General features: G+C 68.9%; 24 protein-coding genes and 1 pseudogene. 16 read left to right on the top strand and 9 right to left on the bottom strand.

What is annotated here, in order from left to right:
• Positions 1-71: 71 nt before the first annotated feature.
• The 6 genes from A9310_RS13545 (at position 72) to A9310_RS13520 (ending at position 5,613) form a co-directional block, all read left to right on the top strand.
• Entirely contained in the window at positions 72-929 is an 858-nt protein-coding gene (locus A9310_RS13545) for a rhodanese-related sulfurtransferase (protein ID WP_065631073.1), read from the top strand.
• On the top strand, positions 929-1,987 hold the full coding sequence (locus tag A9310_RS13540) for a GTP-binding protein (protein ID WP_065631072.1): 1,059 nt from the start codon (positions 929-931) through the stop codon (positions 1,985-1,987). The genes A9310_RS13545 and A9310_RS13540 overlap by 1 nt, the downstream gene beginning before the upstream one ends.
• Positions 1,988-2,184: 197 nt before the next feature.
• Positions 2,185-3,207 carry an N-acetylmuramoyl-L-alanine amidase gene (locus A9310_RS13535; RefSeq protein ID WP_065631071.1) on the top strand — a complete coding sequence of 341 codons (1,023 nt, stop codon included), beginning with the start codon at positions 2,185-2,187 and terminating at the stop codon, positions 3,205-3,207.
• A gap of 83 nt (positions 3,208-3,290) precedes the next feature.
• Positions 3,291-4,214 carry an SDR family oxidoreductase gene (locus A9310_RS13530; RefSeq protein ID WP_065631070.1) on the top strand — a complete coding sequence of 308 codons (924 nt, stop codon included), beginning with the start codon at positions 3,291-3,293 and terminating at the stop codon, positions 4,212-4,214.
• Complete coding sequence (locus A9310_RS13525; RefSeq protein ID WP_065631069.1) at positions 4,211-5,008, top strand: fructosamine kinase family protein; 798 nt, start codon at positions 4,211-4,213, stop codon at positions 5,006-5,008. Before A9310_RS13530 ends, A9310_RS13525 begins: the two co-directional genes overlap by 4 nt.
• A gap of 20 nt (positions 5,009-5,028) precedes the next feature.
• Positions 5,029-5,613, top strand: coding sequence for a nucleosidase (locus A9310_RS13520; protein ID WP_065631068.1), 585 nt, complete (start codon positions 5,029-5,031; stop codon positions 5,611-5,613).
• A 3-nt stretch (positions 5,614-5,616) separates the two neighbouring features.
• Here the strand turns inward: A9310_RS13520 and A9310_RS13515 are convergent, their stop codons facing one another.
• The 4 genes from A9310_RS13515 to A9310_RS13500 all read right to left on the bottom strand — a co-directional run bounded on the left by A9310_RS13515 (position 5,617) and on the right by A9310_RS13500 (position 10,095).
• Entirely contained in the window at positions 5,617-6,516 is a 900-nt protein-coding gene (locus tag A9310_RS13515) for a DUF6542 domain-containing protein (RefSeq protein ID WP_065631067.1), read from the bottom strand.
• 4 nt (positions 6,517-6,520) lie between these two features.
• Positions 6,521-7,774 (bottom strand): DNA recombination protein RmuC, encoded by a 1,254-nt coding sequence (locus A9310_RS13510; RefSeq protein ID WP_065631090.1) that lies wholly within the window; start codon positions 7,772-7,774, stop codon positions 6,521-6,523.
• A gap of 57 nt (positions 7,775-7,831) precedes the next feature.
• Positions 7,832-8,458, bottom strand: a complete 627-nt coding sequence (locus A9310_RS13505) for a methylated-DNA--[protein]-cysteine S-methyltransferase (protein ID WP_065631066.1) — start codon at positions 8,456-8,458, stop codon at positions 7,832-7,834.
• Positions 8,459-8,541: 83 nt separating this feature from the next.
• Complete coding sequence (locus tag A9310_RS13500) at positions 8,542-10,095, bottom strand: DNA-3-methyladenine glycosylase 2 family protein (protein WP_065631065.1); 1,554 nt, start codon at positions 10,093-10,095, stop codon at positions 8,542-8,544.
• A gap of 118 nt (positions 10,096-10,213) precedes the next feature.
• On the opposite strand from A9310_RS13500, the gene A9310_RS13495 reads away from it, so the two are divergent.
• The 5 genes from A9310_RS13495 to A9310_RS13475 all read left to right on the top strand — a co-directional run bounded on the left by A9310_RS13495 (position 10,214) and on the right by A9310_RS13475 (position 14,149).
• Complete coding sequence (locus A9310_RS13495; RefSeq protein WP_226513736.1) at positions 10,214-10,552, top strand: hypothetical protein; 339 nt, start codon at positions 10,214-10,216, stop codon at positions 10,550-10,552.
• Positions 10,553-10,636: 84 nt separating this feature from the next.
• Positions 10,637-11,935: an AI-2E family transporter gene (locus A9310_RS13490; protein ID WP_065631088.1), complete on the top strand. Its 1,299-nt coding sequence runs from the start codon at positions 10,637-10,639 to the stop codon at positions 11,933-11,935.
• Positions 11,936-11,992: 57 nt separating this feature from the next.
• Positions 11,993-13,072: a redox-regulated ATPase YchF gene (gene ychF, locus A9310_RS13485; protein WP_065631064.1), complete on the top strand. Its 1,080-nt coding sequence runs from the start codon at positions 11,993-11,995 to the stop codon at positions 13,070-13,072.
• A 7-nt stretch (positions 13,073-13,079) separates the two neighbouring features.
• A complete protein-coding gene (locus tag A9310_RS13480; protein WP_065631063.1) occupies positions 13,080-13,571 on the top strand; it encodes a peptide-methionine (S)-S-oxide reductase in 492 nt (163 codons plus the stop codon).
• A 140-nt stretch (positions 13,572-13,711) separates the two neighbouring features.
• Entirely contained in the window at positions 13,712-14,149 is a 438-nt protein-coding gene (locus A9310_RS13475; protein WP_065631062.1) for a VOC family protein, read from the top strand.
• Positions 14,150-14,165: 16 nt separating this feature from the next.
• On the opposite strand, the gene A9310_RS13470 is transcribed toward A9310_RS13475, so the two are convergent.
• Complete coding sequence (locus A9310_RS13470; RefSeq protein ID WP_065631061.1) at positions 14,166-15,524, bottom strand: S1C family serine protease; 1,359 nt, start codon at positions 15,522-15,524, stop codon at positions 14,166-14,168.
• Between the two features lie 134 nt (positions 15,525-15,658).
• Between A9310_RS13470 and A9310_RS13465 the strand changes: the two genes are divergently transcribed.
• From A9310_RS13465 to A9310_RS13455, 3 genes and pseudogenes are all read left to right on the top strand, one after another.
• Positions 15,659-16,300: a GNAT family N-acetyltransferase gene (locus A9310_RS13465; protein ID WP_254661256.1), complete on the top strand. Its 642-nt coding sequence runs from the start codon at positions 15,659-15,661 to the stop codon at positions 16,298-16,300.
• A gap of 23 nt (positions 16,301-16,323) precedes the next feature.
• Positions 16,324-16,875, top strand: a complete 552-nt coding sequence (locus A9310_RS13460; RefSeq protein ID WP_065631060.1) for a putative immunity protein — start codon at positions 16,324-16,326, stop codon at positions 16,873-16,875.
• 414 nt (positions 16,876-17,289) lie between these two features.
• A pseudogene (locus A9310_RS13455) lies at positions 17,290-18,234 on the top strand (arabinofuranosidase).
• A gap of 204 nt (positions 18,235-18,438) precedes the next feature.
• Here A9310_RS13455 and A9310_RS13450 read toward each other — a convergent pair.
• On the bottom strand, positions 18,439-19,410 hold the full coding sequence (locus A9310_RS13450) for an isopenicillin N synthase family oxygenase (protein ID WP_065631059.1): 972 nt from the start codon (positions 19,408-19,410) through the stop codon (positions 18,439-18,441).
• Positions 19,407-19,907, bottom strand: coding sequence for a nucleoside deaminase (locus A9310_RS13445; protein ID WP_065631058.1), 501 nt, complete (start codon positions 19,905-19,907; stop codon positions 19,407-19,409). The genes A9310_RS13450 and A9310_RS13445 overlap by 4 nt, the downstream gene beginning before the upstream one ends.
• Positions 19,908-19,995: 88 nt before the next feature.
• On the opposite strand from A9310_RS13445, the gene A9310_RS13440 reads away from it, so the two are divergent.
• Entirely contained in the window at positions 19,996-21,588 is a 1,593-nt protein-coding gene (locus tag A9310_RS13440; protein ID WP_065631057.1) for a PucR family transcriptional regulator, read from the top strand.
• Here A9310_RS13440 and cynS read toward each other — a convergent pair.
• On the bottom strand, positions 21,576-22,028 hold the full coding sequence (gene cynS / locus A9310_RS13435) for a cyanase (protein WP_058252560.1): 453 nt from the start codon (positions 22,026-22,028) through the stop codon (positions 21,576-21,578). The two genes, A9310_RS13440 and cynS, sit on opposite strands and share 13 nt — an antisense overlap.
• A 253-nt stretch (positions 22,029-22,281) precedes the next feature.
• On the opposite strand from cynS, the gene A9310_RS13430 reads away from it, so the two are divergent.
• On the top strand, positions 22,282-23,151 hold the full coding sequence (locus tag A9310_RS13430) for a formate/nitrite transporter family protein (protein ID WP_065631086.1): 870 nt from the start codon (positions 22,282-22,284) through the stop codon (positions 23,149-23,151).
• Positions 23,152-23,217: 66 nt separating this feature from the next.
• Here A9310_RS13430 and A9310_RS13425 read toward each other — a convergent pair whose 3' ends face one another.
• Positions 23,218-25,260, bottom strand: coding sequence for a DUF2339 domain-containing protein (locus A9310_RS13425; protein ID WP_065631056.1), 2,043 nt, complete (start codon positions 25,258-25,260; stop codon positions 23,218-23,220).
• Positions 25,261-25,354: the final 94 nt, after the last annotated feature.

Below are 25,354 nucleotides of genomic sequence, written 5' to 3'. Positions count from 1 at the left end.
GCAGGAATCGGCGGTCGCGGGACCGTGATGTGGATTCGGGGCGGGGTCGCCGATTTCCGTACCCTTGCACTGTGCCGACCCCCAAGATCGTCTTGTTCTACGTCTTCGTTCCGCTGCCCGATCCCGAGGCCATCCGGTTGTGGCAGCTGGCGGTGTGCGAGTCGCTCGGGGTCCGGGGCAGGATCATCGTGTCACGCCACGGGATCAACAGCACCGTCGGTGGCGACATCGCCGCGGTCAAACGCTACGTCAGGACGACCCGCGCGTACCCCGGGTTCGCGGGGGCGGACATCAAATGGTCCGACGGCACGGGCCGGGACTTCCCGCGGTTGAGCGTGCGCGTCCGGCCCGAGATCGTGACCTTCGGGGTTCCGGACGAGATCGAGGTCGACGAGAACGGGGTCGTCGGCACCGGTACCCGGCTGAGTCCGGAGCAGGTGCACGAGCTCGTGGACGCCCGCGGCGACGACGTGGTCTTCTTCGACGGGCGCAACGAGATCGAGGCCGAGGTCGGGCGATTCGCCGGCGCGGTCACGACCAAGGCGCGCACCACCCGGGACTTCGTGCCGTTGATCGAGAGCGGCGCGTTCGATCACCTCAAGGACCGGCCGATCGTCACGTACTGCACGGGCGGCGTGCGCTGCGAGGTCCTCAGCACGGTGATGCGGAACCGCGGGTTCGCCGAGGTCTACCAGCTCGACGGTGGCATCGTGCGTTACGGCGAGCGGTACGGCGACGACGGGCTCTGGCAGGGTTCGCTCTACGTCTTCGACGACCGCATGGGCGTGGAGTTCTCCGACCACGCGGAGGTGCTCGGCCGCTGCGTCGAATGCCGTCGTCCGACGAGCAATGTCGCCAATCACCCCGATCGGGACGGCCGCGACCTCGCCGTGATCTGTGCGGACTGTCTGGAACCCGGCCGCCGGTGATGAGCGCTGCGAAGACCCCCGATCGCCGCGGTCCGGTTCCGGTCGTCGTGGTGGCCGGGTATCTGGGTTCGGGAAAGACGACACTGCTCAATCATCTGTTGCGGTCTGCCGGGCGCACCGGCACCCGTCTGGGCGTGCTGGTCAACGACTTCGGCAAGGTGAACATCGACGCGCTGCTCGTCTCGGCGCAGGCGGACGGCACGGTGAGCCTCGGGAACGGGTGCATGTGCTGCACCGTCGACGCCGACGGCCTCGCGAACGCGCTCACCTCGCTGGTTCGTCCGAGCGCGGGGATCGACGCCATCGTGATCGAGGCGAGCGGGATCGCCGAACCCAAAGCGCTCATCCGGATGGTGACGTCGGTGGCGGACGCCCGACTCCGCTACGGCGGACTGGTCTATGTGGTCGACGCCGCGCACGTCGAGGAGGTGCGCGGTACGCATCCGGAGCTGGACTCGCACGTCGCGATCGCCGACCTCGTGCTCGTCAACAAGGTCGACCTGATCCCGGATGAGTCCCGGCGCGTCGTCGAAGAGCTTGTCGCACAACTCAATGCGACCGCACCGCGGGTGGCGACCCGGAATGCCGCGATCGATCCGGCGCTCCTGTTCGATGTCGTTCAGCGCGACGTCGCGCAGGCTCGGTCCGGCCAGATGGCTTTCGACGAGTTGCTGCTCGACGACGCGGGTCACGCTGACCACGAGCATCTGCACGCTGAATACGAGTCGGTGTCGTTCTCCAGTGACCGGCCGATGGATCCGCGGCGCCTGGCGCGATTTCTCGAACGTCCGCCCAATGGGTGTTTCCGGATCAAGGGAATCGTCCATTTCGACGTACCGAGGCATCGGCAGCGGTTCGTCGTGCACGGAGTCGGCGGCTTCGTGCGCGTGATGCGCGAATCCTGGGAAGGGCGGCGTCCGGCCACCGAACTCGTCGCGATCGGGCGCGGTCTCGACGAGGCGGCCGTGCGCGCCGAGCTGGAGGCCGCCGTCGCCCGACCGGAGGACGCTGCGGACGAGAACGGCATCCTCGGAATCCTGCGGCACCTGACGGACTGACCCGCGACACGCTCGACACGCCGATCGGAGAGGTCACAGCTCCCTAACGAAATGCCGTTCTCCCAGGACGACCATTTCGGAATCCCGCATTCGTTTGTTTCACTGTTATGTCTGTGACCAGTGTGACCAGTGGTACTCAACGGGAGGGAGTGAGGCAAGTGACCAGCGCCTCGGCGCGTCGCGGCCTCGACAGCGCAATGTTCCGAAAGACGACAGCCCAACGCCTTGCCACGATCGGCTTCGCCATGGTGGCCGCCACGTCGATGGCGGTCGCCTCGAACGTGGTCGCGGCACCCGCCGAAGCGGCCCCCGCCCGCGGGACGGCACTGGCGGGGAAGACGATCTTCCTCGACCCCGGTCACCAGGCCTCGGCCGCCGGTCACGACCTCAGGGCACAGGTGCCGGACGGGCGCGGTGGCAAGAAGGACTGCCAGACCAGCGGCGCGTCCGGTGTGAACGGCGCCAAGGAGCACACGGTCAACTGGCAGATCGGGCAACTCGTGAAGGCCGGCCTCGAGAGCCAGGGGGCTCGTGTGGTCCTGAGCAGGCCGGACGACACCGGGTGGGGCGGTTGTGTGGACGAACGCGCCGCCGCGGCCAGTCGCTCCGGAGCCGCGGTCGCGGTCAGCCTGCATGCCGACTCGACGGCGCGGGGAGCCGACGAGTCCAAGAAGGGCTTCCACATGATCGTGCCGTCGCTGCCGGTCCCGGATGCCACCGTCGACCGCGTGCAGTCCGGCGAGGGACGCAAGGCCTCGACCACGATGCGCGACGCCTTCGTCAAGGCCGGGTTCCCGCCGGCGAACTATGCCGGCGTCCGCGACGGCATCCAGACCCGTCCCGACATCGCCGCGGTGAACCTGACCAAGGTCCCGGCGGTGTTCATCGAGATGGGCAACCTCGCCAACCCCGGTGAGGCCAAGGCGCTCGCCGGCCGGGACGGTCAGGTCAAGTACGCCATGGCGATCACCGACGGAATCCTGAACTACGTCAACGGGAACGCCGCGACCGGAGCGGGCCCGGCGCCGTCGGTGCCGACGGACGACGCCAGCGGACTGTCCTCGGTCATCCCCTTCGTCGAGCAGCTCCTCGCCACCGAGGACCCCGAAGCCGTGGCGCGGCTGCTGATGACCCAGGGCCAGGACGTGTCCGCACAAGTGCTCAAGGCGATGCTGACCATCGTCTACGCGCTCTTCGACGGGAAACTGCCGATCGGCTGACGTCGCCGGCGCGCGGCCCGATCCGGCGTGGGCGATCCGTCGATCGGCTGAGGTCCGCCGCGGCGGACGGCTAACCTCGCGTCATGGGTCTCAAAGAGCTGCTGTTCATGGACACCCCGGTGCCGTCGCTGCGTGGCCGCAAGGTCCTCATCACCGGCGCGGCGAGCGGAATCGGCAGGGCCACCGCCCAGGCCGCCGCCGCCCGGGGCGCCGAACTGGTGCTCACCGACCTGCACGCGGATCAGCTCGACGAGGTCGTCGCGGCCATCACCGCGGCCGACGGAACGGTCCTCTACCACGTGGCCGGGGACGTCTCGGACTTCGACTGGGTGGCCGGGTTCGCCCGCCAGGTGGACGCCGAGGTCGGCGTCATGGACGTGGTGATGAACATCGCCGGGATCTCGGCGTGGGGAACGGTGGAGAATCTCGAACACCGGCACTGGCGGAAGCTGGTCGACGTCAACCTGATGGGGCCGATCCACATCATCGAAAGCTTTGTGCCGCAGATGATCCGACGGGGGCGCGGTGGACACATCGTGAACGTCTCCTCGGCCGCCGGACTGCTGGCGCTGCCCTGGCACGCCGCATACAGCGCCAGCAAGTTCGGGCTGCGGGGCGTGTCGGAGGTTCTTCGATTCGATCTGCGGCGTCACGGGATCGGGGTGTCCCTGGTATGCCCCGGCGGGGTGGACACGCCACTGGTCGACTCCGTGGAGATCGTCGGCATCGACCGCGAGAACCCGCGGGTCAAGGCCGCCATCAACGGATTTCACAAGGTCGCGGTGTCGCCCGACGTGGCGGCGGCGGCGATCCTGACCGGGATTCGCAAGAACCGCTTCATGGTCTACACCTCGTTCGACATCCGGTTCGGGTACTGGTGGGCGCGAAAGTTCGCACTGCCGTATGAGATCGCGATGCGAGTCGCCAACGATCGTTTCGACCGGCTCGCGCGAGTGAGTGCGAAGAGTCTCGAGGCGACGGCGACCGACGAGCATTCCTCCCGGTGAGTCCCGCCTTCACCAAGACGCTGCGCGAGAGCGGCCCGCGGGGCGGTCATCCCGACTTCTTCGCGGCCGAAGCCGCCGGGTTGCGCTGGCTGTCGGCGTCGGGAGCGCCTGTCGTACAAGTGATCTCGGTGAGCGAAGACGCCATCGAGCTCGAACGCCTCGAACGCGGTCGGCCATCGCCCGGAGCGGCACGGGAGTTCGGGGCCGCGCTCGCTCGGATGCACGACGCCGGCGCCCCGCAGTTCGGTTCCCCGCCTGCCGATGCGGACGAAACACCGTTCTCCGGTCAGCTGTTCATCGGTCGCCGAGAGTTGAGCTCGGTCGAATACCGGTCGTGGGGTGAGTTCTATGTCCGGGAACGGGTGGAACCGTATCTGGCCCCGGCACGCGCGGCCGGGAACCTCACGACCGAGGACGAGGACGCGGTCCGCGACGCATGTGTCCTGATCGCGGACGGCGTGTTCGACGACGACGAGGGGCCGGCACGCATCCACGGCGACCTCTGGAACGGGAATGTGATGTGGACTCCGCGGGGCGTGGTGATGATCGACCCGGCCGCGCACGGCGGTCATCGGGAGACCGATCTGGCGATGCTCGCATTGTTCGGGTGCCCGCACCTCGATGCGGTCCTCGACGGCTATCGAGACGCGCACCCGCTCGTCCCCGGCTGGCAGGACCGCGTCGACGTCCACCAACTGCATCCGCTCGCCGTGCACGCGGCCGGCCACGGACCCGGATACGGCTCGTCGCTGGGCCGCGCGGCGCGGGCGTCCGCCGCGCTCGCCCGCGGCTGACACACGCCATAATCGTCGGCGTGACTCACAACGCGCTGCCCCGACCCGGTGTCCTCGTCGTCTCGGCGACGCGGGCCGAGGCCAGACATGTGCCGCCCGGGATGCGGGTGCTCGTGACCGGCATCGGCAAGGTGCGCGCGACGATGGCGCTGAGCCGGGAACTCGCCGGCGGGGCGCCGGTCTCCGAGGTCATCAACATCGGTACCGCGGGGGCCCTGCGCGACGGTGTGAGCGGCGACGCCGAGTTGGGTCTGTTCCTCCCGTCGGCCGTGCTCGAACACGACATCAGCAGCACCGAACTACGGGCGATGGGTTATGAGATGACCGACCGCTGGGAGCTACCCGGCGGCGACGGAACGGTGCTGGCGTCCGGGGACACCTTCGTCGCGGATCCGGTTCGTCGGCGCGAACTCGCCCGGCATGCCCACCTCGTCGACATGGAGGGATGCGCGGTCGCCCACGTGAGTGCCGAGTTCGGCGTGCCCTGCCGCCTGATCAAGGCGGTCACCGACAACGCGGACGAGGGTGCGATGGAGTGGCCCGCGCTCGTCGACGCCGCAGCGCGTCGGCTGGGGCGTTGGCTGGAACGCAACGTCACGAGCTGAGGCTCAGGACCGAGTGTCGGCGACTCCGGCCGGGGGGATGTCGGTTGCCGACTCATACGTCGGGATGTCCGGGCGTCGCGGCGCGGGTGTGGCGTCCGACGGCGTGAGGTCGGGGGCCGCGAGGTCGGCGACCGTCGGTCGCGGCGCGCCCGTTGCGGTACGAGAACCCTTCGTCGCCGAGCGGGACGTCGCGGACGGCCGGTCCGGAGCGCCGGTCGAACGCGGTTTCGCCCGCGATCCCGGCGCGGCCTTGGTCGAAGAGGACTGCGCTGCCGATCGGTTCTTCTCGGGAGACGCCGACGGGGCCTCGATGGCGGCTCCGGACGAGCCGGCTCCCTTGGCGCGACGATGCGTTGCCGCGCGGCCCGAGGGCCGGTCGGCATCGCCGCTCCCGGCCGCGGACCTGCTCGGGGGCGTCCGGCCCGCCTTGTCGCGACCCGCGGCCCGGCGTTTCGTCGGCTCGGCGGCCTCCCGGGTCAGGAACCACCGGGCGAGCACGATCCCCAGGGTCACGAGGAACGTCGTCAACATCCAGGGGAAGTCCGCCGCGATGGGGAGCAGGACATTGAAGACGAGGCTCTTCAGCCCTGACGACGCCTGCTCGGAATTGAGTCCGTACAGCGTGACGATGCTGACGAAGAAGGCGATGAGCGGGGGCTGCGCGGCGGCGGTGAACAGGGCACGTCGACGCACCGCCAGCGCGGCGATCACACATCCGACGAGGTAACAGAACTTGTAGATCGAGCCCAGCGAATCGTTGCTGCCGGCGTCGATGGCCGCACCGAGGCCCGTGATCCCGGTGGCCAGGAGAACGGCGCCCCACCACGGCACACCGCGGACCGCGGGCAGTACCGACTGCTGGTCCAGTGGTACCGCGGTTTGGAGACGTTGCGGGGAAGGCACATGGTCACGGTACCGGGTCCTCGACAGAAATCGTTTCACCCCCGGACCGGGGCGTCGATGCCGCCTCCGGCGCCGTCCCAGGCCGGGCGGTCGGCCCCGCCGGGCGGCAGGTGTCGTGGATCACCGGTGGTCGTGGGGCGTCCGGGACATCGCCCAGCGCGTCGAGCTCGGCCAGCCGGCGTGCGGTGACGCCGAGGCGACTGTCCACCGAACCGATCGTCGAGTTGTAGGCGTCGACCGTGCGCTGCAGCGACGTGCCGAGGGTGCCGAGGTGAGTGAGCACCCCGGTGAGCCGCTGATGGAGCTGCAGACCGAGATCATGGATGACCGCGGCGTCGCGAGCCATCGCATCGTGACGCCATCCCAGTGCGACGGTCCGTAGCAATGCGATGAGGGTGGTCGGGGTGGCGATGACGACGTTGCGTGCGAAGCCGAACTCGAGGAGATCGGGGTCGGTGCGGGCGGCGGCTTCCAGGACGACGTCGCCGGGCACGAACAGCACCACCATCTCCGGTGTGTTGTCGAAGGCGGACCAGTAGGACTTCGCAGACAGTCGTGCGATGTGCGCGCGCAGGGCGCGAGCATGTTCGCGGATGAGTTTGTCGCGAACGGACGTGTCGGTGGCCTCGGCCGCCCGCAGGTAGGCGTCGAGGGGCACCTTGGCGTCCACGACGATGTCGCGGCCGCCGGCGAGGTGGACGACGAGGTCCGGCCGCAGCGTCGTGGCACCCCGGCCGTTTCCCGAACCGTTCGGATCGGAGGGGTCGGTGACCGACACCTGGGTGCTGAAGTCGCAGTGCTTGGTCATGCCGGCGAGCTCGACCACGCGCTCGAGCTGGACCTCACCCCATCGGCCGCGGGCGTGGGGGCTGTGCAACGCGTTGGCGAGCTGGCGGGTCTGGTCGTTGAGCGCGATCGACGCCGAGTGGATCCCGCGCACCTGCTCGGTCAGTCCGGCGTACGCGCCGATCCGGTTGTTCTCGACCCGGCGCAGTTCGTCGGCGAGCTGGGCGAGGTTGGCGCGCAACGGCTCGACGATGTGCGCAACCGAACTGCCGATCGCCGACGACTGCCGGCGTGCCGCGTCCTCGGTGGCCCACGACAACGAGGACGCGACGTCGTCGCGGGCGGCGCGCAGCATCTCCACCTCGGCGCGAGCCGCCGCCACGGTCGCGGCACTGCGAGCGGCGTGCGCCCACCAGCCCAGGGCGATCCCCAGGGCGAGGCCGACGACGAACGAGAGGGCGGCAGCAGTCATGTCGTCGATGGTGTCGGACACCCCCGACAAGTTCGGCCGGACCGCGGGCGACGGGCACTATCGGTCGTCGGAACCGCTCCGCTCGTCCGGGCCGCTCCGCGCGCCGGCCTCGAAGTCGAGCAGCCACTGCTTGGTGGGCAGGCCGTAGCGGAAACCGCCGAGGCTTCCGTCGCTGCGCTTCACCCGGTGGCAGGGCACGAACAGGGCAGCCGCGTTGCGCGCGCAGGCGGCTGCCGCGGCCCGGACCGCCGCCGGCTGACCGGCCAGTTCGGCGAAGCGGGTGTAGGTGACGGGGTTCCCGGCCTCGACCAGGCGCAGGGCGTCCCAGGCCGGACCGAGGAAGGTCCCGCCGGAACGTTGGACGACCGGAATCCGCGACGGCGCGGCGAGATCGCCGTCGTAGTACGCCGACACGGCGTCGGTGATGGTGCCGAGCGCGGCGGACGGCTGGATCGATTCCGGTCGTAGCGCGCGGTGGACGAGCGCCGTCAGGTAGGCGGGATCGTCGGTCCACCCCGACGCCAGGACCCGGTGGTCGGGATCGGCGACGACGGTGAACGCCCCGTTGGGAGTGGTGACGGTGGCGTAGCCGCCGACTGTCGTTGTGTGGCCGATGGATTGGGCACTCCCCGGTTCAGGGGTGTCGGGCCCGGAGGTGGCGGGGGTGGTGGCCGGTGCGGACATTGTCGCTCCTTGCGGATCGCTGGGATGTGATCGGAGAAGGGATCGCTACGAGATGCCGGTCATCGGAGTCTGCTCACCGCTCGTCACACGGCCTGTCCGGCGGCGTCGAGTCGGTGTCGCCACAGGTGCATGGTCGCGTACGAGCGCCACGGCGCCCAGTGCCGCGTGTCCCGCAGATCGATCCCGAGGTCGGCGGCAGCCCGGACGACCACGAGGTCGTTCGTGAGCAGGACGTCGGGATCGCCGGTGACTCGCATCGTGACGATGTCGGCGGTCCAGGGGCCGATGCCGGGCAACTCGAGAAGCTGGGCACGAAGATCAGACGCATCGACCCCCACATGCGGTTCCACCCGACCTTCGGCGAGTGCCGCCGCGACGCCGATCACGGCATCGATCCGCCGCCGCGGGCCGCGGAGGACCTCGTGTCCACGGGCGGCGATGACACCCGGCGTCGGGAAGGACTTCGACGCCGGACCGTCGACTGTCGTCGCCGTCTCGGACGGGGTGGCGAAGGCGTCGCCGACCGGTTCGCCGAGGGCCTCGACGAGCCGGTTCACCTGGTTGCGCGCGGCGGCGAGACTCACCTGCTGACCGAGCATGGTCCGGATGATCGTCTCGGCCGGGTCGAGGCTGCCGGGCGCACGGAGGCCCGGCGCCTGGCGCAGCAGCCGCTGCATCGTGGCGTCGGCGGCCAGTGCGTCCTCGGCCGCGGTGATGTCGGCGTCGAGGTCGAGCAGACGCCGGATCCGGTTGACCGCGACCCCCACGTCACGCATGTCCAGTCCGTGAAGGGCGACGACGGCGTGGTCGTCCTGCGGCTCCACCTCCGCCGACGCCGTTCGGTGGGGTAGGGCGAGGACCCGGCGGTAACGCCAGCCGTGCGGACTGTCCGGGGCGTCGACGACGGATTCGACCCCGGCCACGGCGTGCGCGTCCAGGAACCAGCGCATCCATGGCCAGCGATAGGGCGCGCGGAACGGCAGGCGCAGGGTGACGCTTCCCGGGGCGGAATCGGTGCCGATCGCATCCTTCCTGCGGCTGTGCAGGCGTCGAAGCTCGGTGGGGGTGAGTCCGAAAACGGCGCGGACGGTGTCGTTGAACTGGCGCACGCTGGCGAATCCGGCGGCGAACGCGACGTCGGTCATCGGCATCGTCGTGCACTGGATGAGCACGCGGGCGTTGGTGGCGCGATGTGCTCGGGCGAGCGCGAGCGGCCCGGCTCCGAGATGCCGGGTCAGCACGCGGGTGAGGTGCCGGGGTGAATACCTCAGACGCGCCGCGAGTCCGTCGACCCCTTCGCGCTCGACGACGCCGTCGGCGATGAGCCGCATCGCGCGAGCCGCCATGTCGGCGTTGATGTTCCACAGCGGGGACCCCGGAACGGCGTCGGGTGCGCAGCGTCGGCAAGCACGGAAACCCTGCTGCTGGGCGGCCGCCGCGGTGAGGACGAACGCCACGTTGGCGGGCCGGGGGGTCTGTGCCGGACACGACGGACGGCAGTAGATGCCGGTGGTGCGGACCGTCACGAAGAACTGACCGTCGAAGCGGGCGTCGCGGGCCTGCACTGCGCGATAACACCGGTCGAAGTCCGGCGCGAAACCCCCGGTGTCGGGTTCTGTTGCGGTGCCTGTGCTCACCCGTCCACTGTGTCATCCGTCGACGTCCCGGTCTGGCGGGAATCGGACATCGCGACGGCATCCCACTGAGCGGACGAAAAGTGTGATCTGGGTTACATGTCTGTGGCAGCATGGCGCCATGACCACCCGGTTCGATGGCCGCCGCAGAAGTCGGCACGACGACCAGTCCCTGTCCGGACTCCCCGCGTGGGGGCTGGAGATGATGATGGGCCTCTACGGCCCGGAGACGATCAGGCGTGCCTGCGCCGAGGAAACCGAGCTCGGCATCACGGCGCGGACCGAGCGGGTCGCCCCGGCCGCCGGATGCGCTCCGTCGTCGGCCGAGCCCCCGCCGCGATCGGACGCCGGGCCAGCCGGGCGCGACGACACCCCGGTCGTCTTCAACCAGGTCGACGCTGAACTCGAGGCCATCAACTCGCTGGTTCGCTACCTCGGACGGAAATTCCGCCGCCGCTGATCATGTCGTCGGACGGACCACATGTTCGTACGACCGTCGCCGCGTCGATGTCGCATTGTCATGCCGATGTGTGAGGATCCTCGGGTGACCGACAGCTCGGACGATCAGCGCGCGGACGACTCGTCCGCCGACGCAAGACCAGACACCACCAAGGTCGGTGCCGACGCCGTCCTCGGCGGCGATGCGGTGCTCGGCGGCGGTGAGAAGACGTATCCGACCCGGCTCCAGGTGATGATGACCGGCCTGCGGTCGTGCGCGACGGTCGGCGCGCAGATCGTGTTGGTGGCCGCCGCGCTGTGGGTGCTGTTCTGGTTGCTCGGCAAGTTCTGGGTGATCCTGTTGCCGGTCCTCCTGGCCATCATCGCGTGCACGATCCTATGGCCGCCGGTGCGGTGGATGCGCAACAAGGGCGTGCCGGCCGCCGCGGCGTCGTTCCTGATGATGCTCATCGGACTGGGTGTGTTCGCCGGTGTGATCGGGCTGATCGTCCCGTCGGTCGTCGACCAGGCGCCCGAACTGGCGAGCCGTGCGACCGATGGTGTGGAGCGTCTGCAGGACTGGGTGCAGGGTCCGCCGCTGAACGTCGACGACCAGCAGCTCGACAACATGGTCAGCACCATCACCGACCGACTGCAGTCGAGCGCGTCGACCATCGCGGCCGGTGTGTTCAGCGGCGTCGGAACGGCGACGTCGCTGCTGATCACGATGTTCACCTCGCTCGTGCTCGTGTTCTTCTTCCTCAAGGACGGTCCGAAGTTCGTGCCGTGGCTCGACCGCACCGTCGGCAAGCCCTCGGGCAACCACCTCGGTGAGGTGCTGACCCGCATGTGGAACAGCCTCGGCGGCTTCATCCGCACACAGGCGATCGTGAGTTTCGTCGACGCCGCGCTGATCGGTCTCGGTCTGTTCATCCTGGGCGTCCCGTTGGCGTCTGTGCTGGTGGTCATCACCTTCCTCGGCGGATTCATCCCGATCGTGGGTGCCTTCGTCGCCGGCGCGCTCGCGGTGTTGATCGCACTCGTGTCCAACGGTCTGACCACGGCCCTGATCGTGCTGGGCATCATCCTCGCGGTGCAGCAACTCGAGGGGAACGTGCTCCAGCCGTGGTTGCAGTCGAAGTCGATGGATCTGCACGCGGTGATCGTGCTGCTGTCGGTGACCTTGGGCGGCACGTTGTTCGGCATCACCGGCGCGTTCCTCGCGGTTCCCGCCGTGGCCTCGCTCGCCGTGGTGCTCCGCTACCTGAACGAGCAGATCGCCGAGCGGGCCGGCGAGTCGTTGCCACCCGCGAACACACCGGTCACGACCCAGGTCGGTGTTCCGAACGATGACCCGCCGAAGGATCCCCCGAACCCGGTGAAGGGGTTGCTCGACCGGGACTGACTCCTCGGACCGACGCCCCGCCGGGCGTCGCGCTGCCTGCCGATAGACTGGGCGCCCGTGAGTCTCACCCTGGGAATCGTCGGTCTGCCCAACGTCGGTAAGTCGACCCTGTTCAATGCCCTGACCCGTAACGACGTCCTCGCGGCGAACTACCCGTTCGCGACGATCGAGCCGAACGTCGGCGTGGTCGAACTGCCGGACAGCCGCCTGGGCCGCCTCGCAGAGATCTTCGGCAGCGAGCGGATCCTGCCCGCCACCGTGTCCTTCGTCGACATCGCTGGCATCGTGAAGGGTGCGTCGGAAGGTGAGGGCATGGGCAACCAGTTCCTCGCCAACATCCGCGAAGCCGACGCCATCTGCCAGGTGGTCCGGGTCTTCGACGACGGTGACGTCGTCCACGTCGACGGTCGCGTCGATCCCTTCGCCGACATCGAGGTCATCGAGACTGAGCTGATCCTGGCCGACATGCAGACGCTCGAGAAGGCCATCCCGCGTCTGGAGAAAGACGCGCGCAAGAACAAGGACCTGGCCGAGACCCTCGCTGCCGCCAAAAAGGCGCAGGAGATCCTCGACACCGGCAAAACACTGTTCTCGCAGAAGGATTCGTTCGACCTGGCGTCGGTGCGCGAGCTGCACCTGATGACCGCGAAGCCGTTCCTCTATGTCTTCAACTCCGACGAGGGTGTGCTCACCGACGACGCCCGTAAGGCGGAGCTGCGCGCCGCCGTCGCACCCGCCGACGCTGTGTTCCTCGACGCCAAGGTCGAGAGCGAACTCCTCGAACTCGACGAGGAGGACGCCCAGGAGCTGCTCGACTCGATCGGGCAGGACGAGCCGGGCCTGACCTCGTTGGCGCGCGCCGGTTTTCACACCTTGGGCCTGCAGACCTACCTCACGGCCGGCCCCAAGGAATCCCGTGCCTGGACCATCCACCAGGGCGACACCGCGCCCAAGGCGGCCGGTGTCATCCACACCGACTTCGAAAAGGGCTTCATCAAGGCCGAGATCGTCTCGTTCGACGACCTCGACGCCGCCGGCTCGATGGCCGCGGCCAAGTCCGCCGGCAAGGTGCGCATGGAGGGCAAGGACTACGTCATGAAAGACGGTGACGTCGTCGAGTTCCGGTTCAACGTCTAGACAAGCGATGACGTCCGTGCCGCCGAACGAGGAGCTCTACCTCGCGGGCGGTTGCCTGTGGGGTGTGCAGGCATTCGTCGCGACGCTGCCGGGGGTGACCTTCACCGAGGCCGGCCGGGCCAACGGCACGAGCCACACCCTCGACGGTGAGTACGACGGCTACGCCGAATGCGTGTGGACCCGGTTCGATCCGGCTGTCGTGAGCGTCGACCAGTTGGTCTCGCACCTCTTCGAGATCATCGATCCATACAGCGTGAACCGCCAGGGGCCCGACGTCGGCGAGAAGTACCGCACCGGTGTGTATTCCGACCGGCCGGAGCACCTCGAACATGCGCGAGCCTTCATCGGTGCGCGGGCCGACGCGGATCGCATCGCCGTCGAGGTGCTTCCGCTGTTGAACTATGTGCGCAGTGCCGACGAGCACCAGGATCGGCTTGCCCGGTTCCCGGAGAGCGCGTGCCACCTCCCGCATGAGCTGCTGACCAAGTACCGCGGCTGACGGTTCAGCAATGGGTATCCCTCAGCGATACCTATTGGTGAAGCCTCCGCGCCGAGTGCCCGACCATCCCCGGCCGGCCGGCCGTGCACGGTCTCGCGACACGCTCATGGCCGTCGCCCATCGTTGCTAGCGTGATTTCCATGCCCATCACACTCGAGAACGTCGCCATCGCCGTGCGTGACCTCGACGCCGCGATCGCCTTCTTCACCGACCTCGGTCTCGACGTCATCGGCCGGGACACGGTCCGCGGGGAGTGGGCCGACACGGCTGTCGGGCTCGACGGCAACCACGTGAAGATGGCGATGCTGCAGACCCCCGACGGTCACGGGCGGCTCGAACTGTTCGAATACATCCATCCCGAGGCCATCGAGACGCCACCCACGCAGCCCAACGACATCGGGATGCACCGGGTGGCGTTCTCGGTCGACGACATCGACGAGGCCCTCCAGGTGGCGGCACGGCACGGGTGCCATCCCGTGCGCGGCGTCGCCACCTACGAGGACGTGTACAAACTGACCTACGTGCGCGGGCCCAGCGATATCCTCGTCATGCTCGCCCAACGACTCTCGCCAGGCTGATCCGACGCAGCTCGGGTCACGGGTTCTGGCCGAAGGGGTTGCCGCCGAACGGCAACGGGGAACCGCCCGATCCGCTGCCGGACTCCGGCACCGTCGTCTCCTGCTCGTCGACGGCACTGCCCAGCTTCACCTGGACCGTCCGGGCACCCGAACCGGAACCGATGGTCACCGGCACGGTCTCACCCGGCTCGTGGGTGAGGATCTGCGCCATGAGGTCGGCGTAGTCGGAGACGGTGGTGTCACCGACCTTGGTGATGACGTCGCCCTGCCGGATACCGGCGTCTGCCGCGGGCCCGCCACGCTGCACCGACGAAACGGTCGCGCCCTCGGTCCGGTCGCCGGCCGACAGTGAACCCGACACTCCCATCACGGGTTTGGTGGCCTGACCGTCCTGCAACAGTTGATTGGCGATGCGCTTGGCGGTGTTGATCGGGATCGCGAAACCCAACCCGAAGGACTGCGGTCCACCGGACGCGGCCTGGCCGGTGTCCACCGCCGAATTGACCGCGATCACCTGCCCCTGCAGATTCACCAGTGGCCCACCGGAATTGCCGGGGTTGATGGGGGTGTCGGTCTGCAGACCGTTGTACACGGTGAGCGACGAACCACTGGTGTCGCCGGCGGTCACCGTCCGCGACAGCGCGCTGACGATGCCGGACGTCACCGTGTTGGTCAGGCTGTCCGGGCTGCCGACGGCGACCACCTGCTGGCCGACCTTCAGCGCATCCGAATCACCGAGTGCCGCCGGGGTCAATCCCGACGCACCCTCGAGCTTGATGACCGCGAGATCGTACGACGGGGCGTTCCCGGTGACGGTGGCGTTGTGCTGATGCCCGTCGCCGGTGGTGACGACGATCGTGCTGCCGGAGCCGGCCCCGGCGACGACGTGGTGGTTCGTCAGGACGTAACCGTCGGGGGAGAGGACGATACCGCTGCCCACCGCCGTGCCGTTCGCGGTCTGGACCTTGATGTCGGCCGTCGACTTCGACGCCACGCTCGCGGCATACGTCACCGAACCGGGTTGCGCGTCGGCGGCGTTGGCCGCGGCGGCCGGTTGCGAGTTGAGGATCGGTACCGACGCGGCGTCGTGCCCGAGCAGCGAACTGCCTCCCATGCCGACGGCGCCGCCGAGCAGTCCCGCGAGGAGCGCGGTGACGATGATCGGCTTCGTCACGCCGGCCCGCTGCCGCGCGACCGGAGGAGGCGGCGGGGGTGAGACGAATGGCGGCGGGGTGGCCTGCGGGTTCATCGCCCAGGGCCCGGGCGGCGGCACCGGTCCGCGCGGCGGCGCAAAGGGTTCGGTGATCGGGTCGTGGTCGTCGTCGGGCATGGGGGTCTGGGGCGTGTTCACGGCACCACGATGCCTGCGCCTCATGTGAACAGGGCTACGGAAATCCTGCGGATTTGCTGACAAGCTCGACGCGGACTCTCAGGTGTCTCTGACCTGTCCACTGCGGATTTCCCGCGCCACGAGATATCAGTGTCGACCGAATGTGGTTCCGCGGTAATGTGACCCGCCGACCACCCGCATCCGACTCAACCCTCGAGGACAGTGACATTTCCATCGACCACGCGATCATCGCGGATCTCGACGATGCCGCCGGCACTCTCGCCGCCGCTTTCGACGCCTATCCCTGGACTCGATGGTCCATTCCCGAGGACGGCTATCGGGAACGGTTGCACCGACTACAACGGATGTATCTGGGATACGCCTTCGACCACGGTGTCGTGCTGGTCACCACGGACCGGTGCGGCGTGATCGCCCTGCTGCCCCCGGATGTGCCGGAGCCGGATGGACAGTTTCAGGCCGAAGCGGCCGCCCTGCACGGCGATCGGCTGGCCGCGGTCGCCCGGGCCGAGACCCCTGCGCACCCGGCAGGCGCATGGAACCTGGCGACACTCGGAGTCCACCCGGACCGCCAGGGCAAGGGGCTGGGAAGCGCGCTGGTCCGCGCCGGACTCGCCGCGGTCGACGACAGGACTCCTCCTCCGGGTGCGTGCGTCGCGCTCGAGACCTCCGACGATCGCAATGTGATGATCTACGGACGTCGCGGGTTCGTCGTCACCGCAACGACTCCGGTCGACACGGGCCTCGTCGTCCATTCGATGCTCCGCGATCCGGATGGCGGCGGGTTGTCGGCGACCGTGTGAGGACACTGCTAGCGTTTCGGCCGATGGCAGACTTCGAGTTGCCCGATGACGACTTGCGGGTCGTCGTGCGTTGTGCGACCGAGTGGGCCGAAGAAGTGCTGCCGGTCTTCGAGCGAACGCGGCCCGACGACCCGCGTCCCCGCGCGGCCATCGAGGCGGCCCGGGAATTCGCCGCCGGCGCACGCAGATCGACGCGACAGCGGACGGCGGCCTTCGCAGCGCATCGGGCCGCGAAGGACGCGCAGTCGGAGACCGCTCGACTGGCCGCCCAAGCCGCGGGCGACGCAGCGGCGGCGGCATATCTGCATCCGATCGCGAAAGCGCACCAGGTCGGTCACATCCTGCGGGCCGCGGTGAACCGGGTATACATCGCCGAACTCGACAGCGGCGGAGACCCGACGGTGGGGAACGAGATGATCGTGGCCGTGTGCAACCGGACACCACCCGAGCTCATCGATGTGCTGTGTCGGTACCCGGAACCGGGGGTCGGCGCATCGCGGGCGGCCCGCCTGATGGCCGAACTCGACAGCCGGTTGCGGGCGTCGGGCAGACGGACGACTGGGACGCCTGACTGAGACGAGTGGCCGCTCGCGCACATCAAATCCCCTGTGCAGGAACGGTTTTTGTTGATCATTCGCCTGACAAACGACATGTCGCATGACATGGTGTTGCCTGGCCGATGCGCGCAGTCGGGCTCAACGGCCATCCAGTTGGCACATGTCGAAAGGTCTCCAGTGTCCTCGTCTGAACTCGGTCTCACCATGTTGTTCGCCTTCATCGGTCCGCTCCTGGCGCTCTACGCCAACGGCAGCTAGGGGTACGGCGATTCGTCGAACCCGGTGATCGTCACCGGCCGCACGGATTCGCCCTGGCGATCCGTGCGGCCGGAACCGACGACCTTCCGGGTGAAAGTTGCACATCGTGCGCCGTTCGTCGTCGATTCTGCATCGGTGACTCCTTCCAGACGAACCGTCCTCGCCGCGGCGATCGTGGTCCTGCTCGCGGTGGCCGGGCTGCTCGTCCCGACGCCGGCGAGCAGTGCCGCCGCGCCCTCGGGTTGGCGGTACACGATGGTCGCGTTCAGCAATGCGAGTGCGCGCGACATGGACGTGTACGAGTCCTCCGACGGCCTCGAGTACACCCTGGTGCGCAGGTCCGCGTACCGGCCGCCGACGGGCTATGTCCGGGATGCGAGCATCTTCCGGCACACCGACGGCTGGTATTACGTGACGTAGACGACCGCCGACGGGGCCAGCATCGGGTTCGCGCGCAGCCGCGACCGCGTCAACTGGAACTTCCTGTACAACTGGCCGGTGCCGCTGTGCTGTGCGTTCCTGCCGGGGACCGGTGACGGCAAGGGATTCGGCTCGAGCGGATCAGGTTCGTCCGGCTCGTCCGGGTCGGCGGGTTCGAGTGACGGTCCGTCGTTGTCGCCGTTCACGACCAAGGCCTGGGCGCCCGAATGGTTCGTGGAGGGTGGCCGGGTCAACGTGATCCTGTCGATGTAGACCGGTGGTGGTTTCGTCCCGTACGTGATGACGGCGCTCGATCCCGGGCTGCGGATGTGGAGTCCGCCCGTGCCGCTGTTGAGCATCGGCGCCGACCACATCGACACCACGGTCATCAAGGTCGGGCCGACCTATCATGCATTCACCAAGAACGAGACGCGAAAGTTCATCGAGCACGCGGTCTCGGGCTCGCTGTTCGGGCCCTACCGGTTCGTGCCGCCGGGCAACTGGGGTCGTCTCGTCGAGGGTCCCGCCGTCGTCCAGCTACCGAACGGCGCCTGGCGGATGTACCTCGACGCCTACCGGAACGGCCGATACCTCGACTCCGACAGCACCGATGGGATGCGCACCTGGTCGCCGGTGAAACAGATCCCGGGCATCTCCGGGACGGTCCGCCACGTGGGCGTGATGCGCGAGCGCGCCTGACGGCGACGGGTCCGCACGCACCGCTTTGCAGGCGGGGTCTGGCGCTAAGCGCGATTCGCGTCCCGCTCAACAGGATCGAAGGGAATATTGCCCTTCGATCCTGCTCACGGGGATGGAATTTTCCCCCGGCCGGCCGCCGGCTGAGGTGCGAGCGAAGCGAGCAGGGGGTTATGCGTTTCATTCGAATTAGTGGAGGGCCAGGTCTCAGCCGACGGTGATGGCGTCGAGGCGCTGCCGGATGAAGTCCCCGGACACCACCGGTCCGAGTCCGGCGCGGCGGCCCACGGGTGGGGCGACGGGGGAGACGAGGGCGTCGTGATCGAGTTCGTAGAAGAAGATCAGCGAGACGAGATCCTCGGCGGGTGCGTCGGGTTGCGGTGGCAGGACGCGGTGCCGGCCCGCGGGCCAGCGCCCGGCCGACCAGTACTCGAGGATGTCCCCGATGTTGACGGTCAGGGCGTCGGGGTTCCACGGTGCGTCGGCCCACCCCGATTGCTCGCTGTAGACCTGCAATCCGCCGGCGCCGGGTTCGCGGTCGAGGATGGTGACGGTGCCGAAGTCGGTGTGCGGTCCGATGCGGAACTGGCCGGGTTCGGGGGTTCCGACGTCGTGCAGCGGCGGGTAGTGGTTGATGTTGGACGACCACGTCGGCGTCGACGCGAGGTCGCGGAACGGATTGTCCGGGCCGACGAGGCCGAGTGCGGCGGCCATCAGCGCCAGCAGGTCGTCGGACAGCCGCCGCATCTGAGACGTCCACGCCGTGAACAGTTCTCGGAGTTCGGGCGTCTCTGCCGGCCACACGTCGGGGGCGAACCAGTACCCGTCGATCTCGGGTATGCCCACCGGCGTCTGCGCACCGGAGGTGAACGACTCCTTCAGGTCCGGCGGGGTCTCGGTGCCCTCGGCGAAACCGTTGGCCTCCTTGCCGGGACCGATCCAACCGCGGCCGCCGACACCGGCGGAGTACCGGCTCTTGACGTCGGCCGGGAGCGCGAAGAACCGACGGGCCGCCGCGCGAAGGGAGCTCGGCAACTCGGGATCGAGTCCGTGCCCGGTGACGAGCAGGAACCCGGCCTGCTGCAGGGATTCATCGACAGCGGCGCAGACCCGTTGCGCGGCAGCACCTCCGGCCTGCCACTCCCGAAGGTCGACGGTGAGTACCGGGCTGTCGGTCATGACATCTCCACGTTCTCGTCGGCCGGGGCGACCCCGATGTCCTCGTTCCACACCGCAGGATTGGCCGCGATGTACGACGACATCATCTCCGCGCACCGCTCGTCGTCGAGCACGATGACCTCGACACCGTGCTCACGCAACCAGTCCTCTCCGCCGTAGAACGAGGTGTGTTCGCCGATGACGACCGTGCCGATGCCGAATTGGCGGATGAGGCCGGAGCAGTACCAGCACGGCGACAGGGTCGTCACCATGATCGTCGGCCCGTAATCCCGTTGCCGCCCCGCGGCGCGGAAGGCATCGGTCTCGCCGTGCGCCGACGGATCGTCGGCCTGCACGCGCCGATTGTGGCCCGCGCCGAGCAGCGTGCCGTCGGCCGCGAAGAGGGCCGCGCCGATCGGGATGCCGCCCTCGTCGAGGCTCGTCCGTGCCTCCCGGTAGGCGACGTCGAGCATCCCGGACACGTCGAGACCGGCATGGCCGGGCAGCGAGATCGTCATGCTTCGAGAGTGCCGGGTGGCTCCGACGGTGACAACTGACAGATCGTCGTACTGCGGCCGAGGCCGCCGGTGCATATTGTCTTCGTCCATGACGCTCGATCGACCCCCGACGGATACCGCCACCCCGACGCTTCGGGAGATCCTCGACGACCACCTGGCGGTCGCCGAGCCGCGGGTTCTGAGCGGCCACGAACGTCTCGACGCACCCGTGCGGTGGGTGCATTCGAGCGAGATCTACGAGATCGGGCCGCTGCTCACCGGCGGCGAGTTGCTGCTCACGACGGGGCTCGGTCTGCGCGGACTCGATGCCGGCACCCGCAAGCACTATGTGCAGGACCTGTCGCAGCGCGGGGTCGCGGCGGTCGCGATCGAAGTGGGTCGGACGTTCGAGGCGGTACCCGAGGAGATGGTGCGGGCGGGATCGGCGGTCCGGCTGCCGATCATCGAACTCCGGGCGGTGGTCCCCTTCATCGACGTGTGCCGAGCGGTCAACACCGCGATCGCCGCCCGCGAGGTCGACGAGTTACGAGTCCGCTCGACTCTCGTGGAGTCACTCCACGACGACCTGGCGGCCGGTGCCGGGGTCGCGCCCATGCTCGGCCATGTGGCCGAAACCCTGCATGCGCCTGTCGTTCTCGTGTCCACATCCGGGGCGCTGCTGTCCGCGCACGGCGTCGACGACGACTCGGCGGCGTGGCGGGTCGTCGACCGGGCCGTATCGGACGCCACGGTCCACAGCAAGGGACGTCCGATCGCCCGGCTGATCGTGGGCGAGCGCACCGACGACGGCCCGGTCCCGTTCGCGCAGAGTCTGTTGCGTGCGGCCGCCGGTCCGGTGGCGGTCGGCCTGACCCGGACCGGGGTCCGGGGTTCGGCCCTGGCCGCGCGGCTCGTCGAAGACCTGGTCGACGCCAGACCGATGCGACCCGCGGATCTGCGGGCACGCCTGGCCGCCGCGGGGGTGTCCGTGGGGGCGCCCACCGTGGTGGTGCCCCTTGCGGCGGAGGCCCCCGACCCGCGGATGGCCGATGCCGCGGTCGCCGGCGCCGAGCTGGATTCGGTGGCACGCAGCATCGTCGACGCCACGGTCTACGCACTGGCCGCGGTGCCGGCCGGGGGAGGAGAGGGCGCCACCGACCCGGTCGACCGGGTGGCGTCCTCGTTGACACGGCAGGGCAACCGAATCGGACGCACCACGGTCGTCGTCGGAAACCCCTGTGTCATCGACGATGTCGGGCCCGGCGCCGATGTGGCGTCCGCCCTCTCCGCCTCACTGCGTCGATGCGGGCGACAACTCGGGCTCGCGGCGTCCACCGCCGCGGGTCTCGAGGCGGGACGTCGGGTGTTCACCTCGCGCGAACTCCTCGTCGACGAGGCGATCGGTGCGCTGGATCCCGCTCTTCGGACGGAGCTGCGGTCCCTGGTGGAACCACTCGTCGCGGCCGATGGACGCTCCTCGTCGGACCTCGTCCGGACCCTGGCGGTGCACCTGGCGCACGGCTGCAGCGCGACGCGGTCGGCTGCGGCGCTCCACATCGGCAGGCAGAGCCTCTATCAGCGGCTCGAACGGATCCGGACTGTGCTCGGTTTCGACCCCACCGACCCGGCCGTCTACGCGTCGACGATGCTGGCCCTGCGTTCGGTGACCCGCGAGGTTCACCAGGTGGCTCACCAGTTGTAGTCAAGGAACTTCCCGTCGAAGGTCACGACCACGCGGTCGCCGTTCGGGTCGGGCCGGCGTCGGATGTCGATGTTGAAGTTGATGGCGCTCATGATGCCGTCGCCGAACTCCTCGTGGATGAGTGCCTTCAGCGCGGGCCCGTAGACGTCGAGCGCCTCGTAGAAGCGGTAGATGGTGGGGTCGCTAGTCGCCGCCTCGTCGGGTGTACGCGTCGGCTGTTGCCGCAGACTCTCGGCGACGCCCTCGCCGAGGCCGAGCAGTTCCACCACGGCGGTGGCCTTCGTGGCCGGGACCGGATGTTTGCCCAGCAGCGCAGCGACGGTCCAGACCAACGGGGCGTCGATCTTCTCGGCAATTGTCGCCCACGTCAGTCCCTGGCGAATCCGCGCGGCGTTGATCAGCTCTGCGGCATCGGTTTTCGGCATGATCGGGGTGGTCATCGTCATCTCCATCGATAGTGTTGGACCACACCCACATTGCCCATCGGCGGGCACGATGCCAAGTCGAGTCAGCGACTTTCGGCAGTGTTCACACGATCGACACGCCCACCGCCGACCGCGACGACACCAGAACTTCACACCGCGACCTGGACCGAGTGAGGGCGGTGTAACAGGGAGACTCGTCGATGACACCGAACGGACATGTGGCCTCGGTTCCATGGGCGCATCAACTGAGGAGTTCGAGGAGAACCACATGTCCTATGTGAAACCGTCCGAATTCGCGGTGAAGATGGTCGACGCCGGCGAGTCCAAGGCGTTCATGTCCACCCGCGACACCCTGATCAGGGCGTTCATGGCCGGCGCGATCCTGGCTCTGGCCGCGGCCTTCGCGGTGACCGTCACCGTGCAGACCGGCCAGCCGCTGCTGGGGGCGCTGTTGTTCCCGGTCGGCTTCATCCTGCTCTACCTGATGGGATTCGACCTGCTCACCGGTGTGTTCACGCTGGTGCCACTCGCACTGCTCGACAAGCGACGAGGAGTCACGGTCCGGTCGATGCTGCGCAACTGGGGTCTGGTGTTCCTCGGGAACTTCCTCGGCGCCATCCTGGTCGCGGTGATGATGGCGGTCATCCTGACCTATGGATTCAGCGTCGCACCCGACGAGGTGGGACAGCGGCTCGGCGAGATCGGCCACAGCCGTACCGTCGGTTACGCCGAGCACGGGGCCGCCGGCATGCTGACGCTGTTCATCCGCGGCGTGCTGTGCAACTGGATGGTGTCCACCGGTGTCGTCGCCGCGATGATGTCGACATCCCTGCCCGGCAAGGTGATCGGGATGTGGATGCCGATCATGCTGTTCTTCTACATGGGCTTCGAGCACTCGATCGTCAACATGTTCCTCTTCCCCTCGGGTCTCATGCTCGGCGGTGACTTCTCGATCGCCGACTACCTCGTCTGGAACGAGATCCCCACGGTGATCGGCAATCTCGTCGGCGGACTCACCTTCGTCGGTCTGACGCTGTACTTCACCCATGTACGGACCGCTCCGGATCGTCGACCCCCCGCCCACGACGCGACGACCGAGGTCGACGTGGCCGCGCCCGTCCGTACGACGACCGCTTAGTCCCGGCGCCGACCCGTATGACGTCGTGCCCGSAWTSCGGGCACGACGTCATACTGTTCGGCAGGGTCATACGGCTGTCGCCGAATCCGGCTCGGCCGGGTCGTCCTGGAGGGCGCGGGCGTACCAGGCGCCCAGGCCGAGCAGGATGAGTCCGGTCACGATGAACACGATCACGCGGAAGATCCCGTCGAGGGTGGCCAGGTCGAAGAGGAACAGTTTCGCCATCGCGGCCGCGACGAGGACGAGACCCCCGGTGACCGCGGCGGTACGTGCGGCACCGGTGCGACGCCGGGCATAGGCCAGGGCCGTCCCCGCGAGGACCATCCAGCAGGTGGTCGCCAGCACGTGACCGGCGAGAAAGCCGTCCGACCCGGCGACCAGGACGCCTGCGGTCACACTGATCGCGGTGAGTGCGTAGACGACGACCACTCCGGCGGCGATATGGGCTGCGCGCGAGACCTTCTCGTCGGTGAGGCGGGCCCACCCGGCGGCCAGGACCAGGGCGCCGGCGGCCGCGAACACACTCGCCACGACGATCCCCAGAGACGCGTCCCGTCGCATCAGGTCCGCATCGGCGAGCACATACGGCGGCGCCGCGTCGAGTAGCGCCGCGAAACCGATGGCCCACAGGACCGAGCCACCGGCGAGAAGTACCCGCGAGGTCGTCGACCATGTCCGGGCGACAAGCGCGGTCACCGTTGCCAGGCCGAGCAGGACGGTGATCGCCACCGTGCCGTCGAAGGCCACCAGAACGGCGACGAACAGCAGCAGAAGGGCGGTCGCGGACCAGATCTGCGCAACGACGTCGGGCACGCGCGGGGTGGAGCCGGTACGCGAGTCGGGAAGCCCCGATCCGATCAACACAGTTCCGATCAGCGCGCCGGCGATGCAGGTCTGCAGGATCACCGCGCCCGGCATGTTCATCACCGCTCCGGCGAACAACGCGGGGATGGTCGTCGCACTCGCCAGACCGGCCAGCGTCTCCCGGAACTGCGTGGTGGGCATCGCGATCAGGGCGCCGGCGACCCCCAGCACGACGACCACGACGACCGCGGCCGCGAAGACGGTGTCGGCGGCACCGGCCGACGTCCAGCCGGCCAGCGCGAGGACACCGACCAGGGTCAACGGAATCGTGGGCGCGGCGAGCCGCACGGCATGCAGCCAGATCCAGTCGCGACCGAGCTGGACCCACGCCGATGCCGCGGCGAGGACCACCATGAACGCGATGAGGGTGGTGTCCAGTCCGCCGGTGAGCACCGGTGCCAGAGCGATCAACGGCACGACGACGAGCAGCCCCAGGTGTTCGCTGCGCCACCGATGGGCAAGCGCGAGCCCAGCCGCGGCGACGAGTCCCGCGACTCCGAGGCCCACGACGATGGGCAACCAGTCGTAGATCTTGGTCGCGGCCAGGACGTCGAGGTAACCCGCCGCGATCCCGGTGGCCGTCAGCGCGATGGCACCGATCCGGCCGTCGGGCCGGCCGCGCGACCAGATCCCGCCGGCGACGAGCGCCGCGGCGAGGACCGCGCCACCCGCGACGCGGAATTCCGGGCGGAGCAATCCGGCCTGTGCGGCCAGGACGAGGAGCAGTGCGACACCGATGAGGGTCACGCCCACGCCGGCGGTGGCGAGGATCTTGCCGATCAATCCGCGTTCGGCGGCCGCGCCGATCCGTTCGGACATCGACGGCCCGGCCGGCCGCGGAGGCGACGCGACCGGCGGATACGGTCGCGCACTCGCCGGGCGGGGCATCGGCGGAGGACCTTGCGGGCCCGGCGGAGCGATCGGGGGTCGTTGGTGGCCGACCGGTGGCGGCGCCGTCGGCAACCAGGGCCGGGACGGGGGTGTGGGCCGAGGTCCCGCGGCCTGCGCAGGAGCTGCCGCCACCGTCGGTGGGGTGAGGCCGGCGGCGGGTGGCTGCACGGCGGATTGCGGTGCGGGGGCGACGTCGCGAGCAGGCTCGTCGGGCTCGGCGACGATACGTCGCAGCTCGGCGAATTCGGCTGACACGGTGGACATCTGGCGTGCTATCGCGTCGAACTCGGTCGAGATCCGCGCCAGGGTGGCAGTACTCGGATCGCCGCCGAATGTGCTGCTGGGAGAGTTCATGTGTCGACGATGACCGGTCGCGCCCCGGCATGGATGAGTAGTCCTACCCACCAGGGGTGGGGGATTCGTGTGACGGGGTGCGCGGCGACGTGAT

Source organism: Gordonia sp. UCD-TK1, from assembly GCF_001691435.1.
In the GTDB taxonomy this organism is placed as follows: Bacteria; Actinomycetota; Actinomycetes; order Mycobacteriales; family Mycobacteriaceae; genus Gordonia; species Gordonia hongkongensis.
This window is presented reverse-complemented; position numbering and strand designations above follow the sequence as displayed.